Genomic DNA, 6,353 nt, shown 5'->3' with positions numbered 1-6,353 from the left:
CCCCCGTTGGTCCCCCTTAAAAAAGGGGGACTTTGAGTATGGCTCCCCCCTTAATAAGGGGGGCTGGGGGGGATCTAATATCTTGCGGAAAACTTTGAAAACACACCCTAGTGTCAGACTATGGCCTAGACTCGGGTCAAATGAGCTATAATTCAGACTTTGTGGTGCCTGAAATTGCCTGGGTCGGCTTATTGGCGGGGGATTTTAATCCTAGTCAAGTGCTGGTAAAACAGCACTTCAAGCAAAGGTTTTAACGATGACTGAAGAGTTTATCCCAAACGAAAACAACAATCCTGAAGAGATTACTCCCGCTAATACTCCTCAGGAACCTTCTCCAAAAAAATACCCAGTTAAGCACATTCTTAAAGGGTCACGTAAGGCCATAATTAAGACCATGCATACCCTATATGCGCTGCGTTACGCGGAAATCTCGGAGTGGAGCCCCCTTCAGCCGACGGGTATCCCAGGGGAATTCATCACGATCATGACCAAGTACCTGATTATCGATTAAACTAAATTAGGGGGGGTAACCCCCCTGGCCAAGACATTAGGTCTCATGACATGGGATTGTGTTTAGGTTTGGTTAAAAAATTGTAGTCATCATCAAAACCTATAGCCGTGGAAAGTATTTCTGCGGCTATTTTTTTGTGGAGTTTAAGGTTAGGATGTTTAAGGTTTAAGGTTAGGATGTTTAAGGTTGAAGGTTATGAGGTTGAAGGTTGAAGGTTATGAGGTTGAAGGTTGAAGGTTATGAGGTTGAAGGTTGAAGGTTAGGATGTTTAAGGTTGAAGGTTAGGATGTTTAAGGTTGAAGGTTAGGATGTTTAAGGTTGAAGGTTAGGATGTTTAAGGTTGAAGGTTAGGATGTTTAAGGTTGAAGGTTAGGATGTTGAAGGTTTAAGGTTATGAGGTTGAAAATTTAAGGTTAGGATGTTTAAGGTTTAAGGTTAGGATGTTTAAGGTTTAAGGTTAGGATGTTTAAGGTTGAAGGTTATGAGGTTGAAAATTTAAGGTTAGGATGTTGTTCGCGTAGCGTGGCCTTTTGGCCAAGGTTTAAGGTTGTTTACCCTTGGCGTTTCAGTAGAGTATAGTAATCCTAAATTAATCGTGATAATTTTTGATCCGAATTTCCCGACTCCCGACTCCCGACTCCCGACTCCCGACTCCCGACTCCCTACTCCCTATTCCCTATTCCCTATTCCCTATTCCATTTTCTTGATAAGCTTTAGCGGAAGCTCTCAGCCAAATGAATGCTCCGGTCGCGAATGGAATTAGTAAAAAAAGGGTACCAAATGTCAAGGGATGTTCTCTGACGTATTCGCTGTAAACCATCACTGCTATTGCTGAGCCACAATAAATTAACCCACACAGGGGAATAGCAATTACGAGTAAAGCAAATTTAGTATCTTTATCCATGGTAGTTTGACTAGGTTTTATCTTTTTATTTAAGCCGTCAGCAATCAGCAATCAGCAATCAGTTATCAGTTCTTAGCTATCAGTTTGACCTGGTGGTGCGTTACGGGACGGACTTTCTCAACACTGGATACCGATAAAATGAAGGCGAGCCCGTCCCTAACGCACCCTACGCAAATTTTTTACTGAGTGAAGTCACAGGCTGGAAGCCTGTGCCACGAAGCTGACGGCTGACCACTGACGGCTGACCGCTGACTGCTTAATTATTAACACATCGATAAAGCTTATAACTGTATTGACCAGCCCACTTTCGAGAGGTCTTTTCTCGAAAACATTGCTGAGATTCTAGGTCAATTTTGGTACGGAAATTGACTAACCATAAGTCTAGTGGTCGTGGCAATTCTTTTAATTGTTGTTGTAATTGTTGGACAGCATCCTCATAACTAGAACTATTCCGGTCACGAGCTACTAAGAAAAATTGAGGAAAATCCCTGGAATTATCATTAGAATCATTAGCAACAGCTATACCTTTCAATCCCCAAGCTAATCCCATCATGCGCCCGGTCTGTCCATGGTGTTTGTAGGTGGTTGCGATCGCAACCGGCGCTTCACTTGCTTCCTTAACAACAGACACTAGTAGATCCGGGCGCTCGTTCTGAAGATAACCAAGATTCGAGACTGTCACTAATCCACCCAACAGCCCAATCAACCATACCGCTACAACTATCCTTCTGCCAAAGTAAGACTTATAGCTGTTTTCAGATGAATTGACCTCACTGCTTTTAGCTGCAAGCCCCCTAAATCCCCCAATTCTGGGGGACTTTGACTCAATTTCCCCCCCAAGCGAGCAATCCCTCGCTTGGGGGGTTAGGGGGGCGGAATTTGCTGTATACCCTTTGTCATCCCGATCAGGTAAATCGAATTTTGTTCCATTTCCCTTTCCCTGCTCCCTGCTCCCTACTCCCTGTTCCCTGTTCCCTATTCCCTGTTCCCTATTCCCCACTATCTGATTCCAACAACCACCTAAGCTTGCTGCCACCAAAAGCATCACTGCTGGAAAGTAGACGAAGTGAAAACGAGGGGCTGTGCTTAAATCTATACCGAAACCCCAGGTCAAGACTAAACATAACCCAATTGCTGCTAAGACATACTCCCTTAGGATTGTGATAACGGAATGGTTATGGTGATCGAGTTGTTGCAATTTCAGTCCATAGCGGAGATGGGATACTATCCAAACCACTAGGATTAACGTAACTATACCGGAAACAATCACAATTCCTAGGGATAGGTCATAGAAAGAGGAAGGTAGCAGTAAAACCATACTGAACAGCCATAGTAGGAATCGTCCTATGGGTTCAATCCATCGTGCGATCGCATTTTGACTATAAATCCATTGGGTAGGGGGACTATCATGAATGGCTTGTAAGGCCGGTATCCACACTAAACATCCCGCTACCGAACCCATAGCTACTCCATAAATCCGCCACCAGTAAGGTTTGATCAAAGCTAGTCGGTCTTGCTGAGTTTCTCGCCAAGCTTGTCTGAATAATGCGATCGCTTCCGCACCTAAAGTCAAGATAAAGAAATAATGGGTAGCAATCCCCAGACTATTCACTCCCACCCAGGCTAACCCTAGCCAACTGGGCAACCGTTCACCACGGTGGATTAACTCTACCGCTTTCACCAAGCAACCGAGAGATGCTATCACCAGCAAAATAGCCAGAGTATAATGACGAGCCTGTTGAGCTAGGAAAATCCCGAAAGGAGAAACAGCCATCATTGCGGCTGCTATGTGACCTACCAATAGTGAGCGAAAGGCCAGCCGACCTAGGCAAAACATAGCAGGAATCGAGATTACTCCCAATAAGGCAGAAAGCGATCGCACTGCCCAAATGGAAACCATACCATCCTCTAATCGGAATAGTTTCAGCCACAGATGGGTTAGAGCAAAATAAACTGGGGGATGGGTACTTTCCGTTAATAAATAATGAATAACATCACTAATGCCAGCATCAGGAGATGGTTGTAGTGGGCTTAATAGCATTTCTACTCCCATAAACTGATTCAGAGGTAACGAGTAAAAACTGTTACCCAAGCTAAATACTGTTGTGGCACATTCATCAGTCCAAGGAGGTAAAACCCCTAGACTAGCAAAGCGCAGCAAAGCCCCAATCGTAATCCACAGTAGGAGTAATAAAGCGGTTTGGGATTTTTTTAAGTACATATAGGAAAGGGAACAGGGAATCGGGAACAGGGAACAGGGAATCGGGAATCGGGAATCGGGAATCGGGAATCGGGAATCGGGAATCGGGAATCGGGAATCGGGAGTAGGGAATCGGGAATAATTTAGCTTAGTTATTTCAATAATTACTGGATAAATTATGTCAATAATAATGGATTTTGATTTAACAAAACAGTTATTAATTGACAATCTATTTAGCATTTATATAATTCTTTTAAATAGCAACTTATTAAGTTAATCAGCATTGAAATTTTAGATTTATCCACTTGTTCAAAAGCCTTAAATTTCTCTCCCCATCTCCCCATCTCCCCATCTCCCTATCTCCCCATCTCCCCATCTCCCTATCTTCCCATCTCCCCATCTCCCCACACCTCCCACACCTCCCACACTTCCCTCTCTTTCCTACTCCCTACTCCCTACTCCCTACTCCCTACTCCCTGTTCCCTATTCCCTCAACGACTAAATAACCGTAAAATCATCCACATTACCAGAGTAGCGATCGCACCAGTGAGAAGACTCCAGGCAAAAGCTGGTGTCATGATAAAAATAGTATTATTATCAGGGGGTTGTTGTTTAACTAGGACAGTAGCAGTAATGCTACTAGTTGCTACTCCCACACCAGCTAGAGCAATGCTTTGGTGTAAGCTACGATTACTCTGGGTTTGGTAAGTTTGGGTCATGCCATCTACTGTCCGAATCATATTTTCTAGTAAGGTTAAACCAGACTTTAATCTGCCATGCTCCATCTCCACTTGTTGCAGATATTGGCTAGCTGCTAAATCCCTAAATTCTTCCAGAATGTGCCAATCACCCCGTTGATAAACCTGTTTTAATTTAGTCAATCGTTGTTGGTAATCTTCGATATTGGTTTTAATGGTTTGGGTTTGGGAATCCAGCATCCCTAAATTAGTAGCATAACGAGACAATAGGTTGAGATTATTGCTTAGTATTTCCCTTAATTTTAATGTATTTTGGGGTAACATGCTGATCTGAGCAATACTAGTTTTAACTGAGACTAGATCAGCTTTAAGTTCTGCTAGTGGTCGGTTAATTTCACCATAAGCCCAAAGAATTTTGTTACGATAATACAATAAGTAAATTAAGTCTATATAAATACCAGTAATGCTATCGATGATAGAATCAATAGAACGCTTTTTGGGAAACAACCAAATTAAAAGATGATGGTTGTTTTTGATCGCTTCTGGCTCTGACCAATCAGCGGGAGGACGCCAAAATTCAAATAAAGTACCCCCTAGCACTTTGCCTTGGGCTTGAAAGTCTCTTGACCAGTCGGGTTTAGACACCAGTTGCTTGTAGCATTCTAGGGCAATTTGTGTAGGGTCTTGATCACGGTCACACAGTTGACCCCACATGATCCAAGTTTGACCAATTGCTCCAGGTTGATGATTGATGTGGGCAAGAATTTCCCCTTGGATTTTCTTAATATTTGTAATGGGTTGGGGTGAATGGTTTGATTGTCTGATCCCATCAGCATAGACTCCGGAACAGTTTACCTGAAGGGCGTAAGTGTTACCAATTTGGATAGGGTAGTAGTAGCCTTCCAAAGGACGCTCGAAATGCTTGACCACATCAGCACCCAATAGTTCCACCAACCTAGATTCTGAGCGTTCTGCCTGTTTGAGCTTAGCCAGTAACGTCGGCTCTAGGATCAGGTCTGATTCATCACCCTCGGGATGACCATAGATTCTTTGCCAGAATCGTTCACGGTTATAATCAATAATTTCCGGGTCTTGCCCTAGACCTTCCCGTAGATCGTAGAGGAATAGGTCAAGATTAGGGTATACTATTTTATTTAGGTCAGACATTGGCTTAACCTTCCAACGGATAGTAACAAGGATAGTAAACTCTCAACTATTCCAAACGCTCTCACGAAGTGTAGCTATGCGCCACCCTACGGGGAAAGATCTGGCCTCTATGTCACAAAACAATCGTCTGATATTAGGTAAGGTTTTCCCGATTAAATTTCCCTATCGGTGGTATCCAAAAGCCTTACCACAGACTAGTGTTTGACTTTTGACCTTTGATTTTTGTCTTGCTTATAACGTTGCTCAAGCATAAATAGGAAATGCATGAATCAGCTCAACAACGCCTTCACCCTATTCTTGAGTTTGTTGGTTGAAGCAACACCTTTTTTGCTACTGGGGGTTATTCTCTCCAGCTTACTGCTGTTTTTTGTGGATGAGCGCAAGCTGATTGCTAGTATGCCTCGCCACCCCTTTCTAGGAGCAGTTTTTGGTAGTTGTGTCGGCTTTTTGTTCCCAGTGTGTGAGTGTGGTAATGTGCCAGTGGCTAGGCGGCTGCTGAGCCAGGGAGCACCAGCACCAGTTGCAATTGGGTTTTTGCTCGCAGCCCCAACCATCAATCCTGTAGTAATTTGGTCAACCTGGGTAGCCTTTCGAGACCAGCCGGAAATCTGGGTATTGCGAATTTTATTTTCCTTAAGTATTTCCATTTTTATCGGCTGTGTCTTCAGTACTCAGAAAGACTTAGGCCCCCTACTGCAACGAGCAGTGTTTCGCTCTAGACCAAGGAAATTTGCTGAGGATAAGCCAGCATTACTACAATCAGGCTCATATTTACTCGGTCAATCTGGTACACCCTTGGCCTTAGACGCTAATGTCTTAAACACACCCCCTAGCCAGGACATACAAAGCAAACCCTTGCCTGACCGACTACAA

At 43.6% G+C, this 6,353-nt stretch carries 6 protein-coding genes; 4 read left to right on the top strand and 2 right to left on the bottom strand.

All coding sequences use genetic code 11. From position 1 onward, the window contains the following. The first annotated feature begins 256 nt into the window (after window positions 1–256). Both F6K20_RS20015 and F6K20_RS20010 read left to right on the top strand, forming a co-directional pair. Window positions 257–511, top strand: coding sequence for a hypothetical protein (locus tag F6K20_RS20015; protein WP_008191033.1), 255 nt, complete (start codon window positions 257–259; stop codon window positions 509–511). 595 nt (window positions 512–1,106) lie between these two features. Then, window positions 1,107–1,274 (top strand): hypothetical protein, encoded by a 168-nt coding sequence (locus F6K20_RS20010; protein WP_287295786.1) that lies wholly within the window; start codon window positions 1,107–1,109, stop codon window positions 1,272–1,274. 397 nt (window positions 1,275–1,671) lie between these two features. Here F6K20_RS20010 and F6K20_RS20005 read toward each other — a convergent pair whose 3' ends face one another. Further along, a complete protein-coding gene (locus tag F6K20_RS20005; protein ID WP_287295785.1) occupies window positions 1,672–3,855 on the bottom strand; it encodes a glycosyltransferase family 39 protein in 2,184 nt (727 codons plus the stop codon). A 65-nt stretch (window positions 3,856–3,920) separates the two neighbouring features. On the opposite strand from F6K20_RS20005, the gene F6K20_RS20000 reads away from it, so the two are divergent. Next, complete coding sequence (locus F6K20_RS20000; RefSeq protein ID WP_287295783.1) at window positions 3,921–4,121, top strand: hypothetical protein; 201 nt, start codon at window positions 3,921–3,923, stop codon at window positions 4,119–4,121. On the opposite strand, the gene F6K20_RS19995 is transcribed toward F6K20_RS20000, so the two are convergent. Next, window positions 4,107–5,480, bottom strand: coding sequence for a hypothetical protein (locus F6K20_RS19995; RefSeq protein WP_287295781.1), 1,374 nt, complete (start codon window positions 5,478–5,480; stop codon window positions 4,107–4,109). The two genes, F6K20_RS20000 and F6K20_RS19995, sit on opposite strands and share 15 nt — an antisense overlap. 264 nt (window positions 5,481–5,744) lie before the next feature. Between F6K20_RS19995 and F6K20_RS19990 the strand changes: the two genes are divergently transcribed. Beyond that, the coding region (locus F6K20_RS19990) for a permease (RefSeq protein ID WP_287295779.1) at window positions 5,745–6,353 on the top strand (609 nt) is incomplete at its 3' end.

The sequence above is a fragment of the Moorena sp. SIO2C4 genome (assembly GCF_010672485.1).
Lineage (GTDB): Bacteria > Cyanobacteriota > Cyanobacteriia > Cyanobacteriales > Coleofasciculaceae > Moorena > Moorena producens.
The sequence above is the reverse complement of the archived record's forward strand: the minus strand, read 5'-3'. Positions and strand labels throughout refer to the sequence as shown.

What these genes read in the sequence shown, in the direction of transcription:
- F6K20_RS20015 (WP_008191033.1), top strand. Translation starts at nt 257, where the DNA reads ATGACTGAAGAGTTTATCCCAAACGAAAACAACAATCCTGAAGAGATT.
- F6K20_RS20005 (WP_287295785.1), bottom strand. Translation starts at nt 3,855, where the DNA reads ATGCTAAATAGATTGTCAATTAATAACTGTTTTGTTAAATCAAAATCC.
- F6K20_RS19995 (WP_287295781.1), bottom strand. Translation starts at nt 5,480, where the DNA reads ATGTCTGACCTAAATAAAATAGTATACCCTAATCTTGACCTATTCCTC.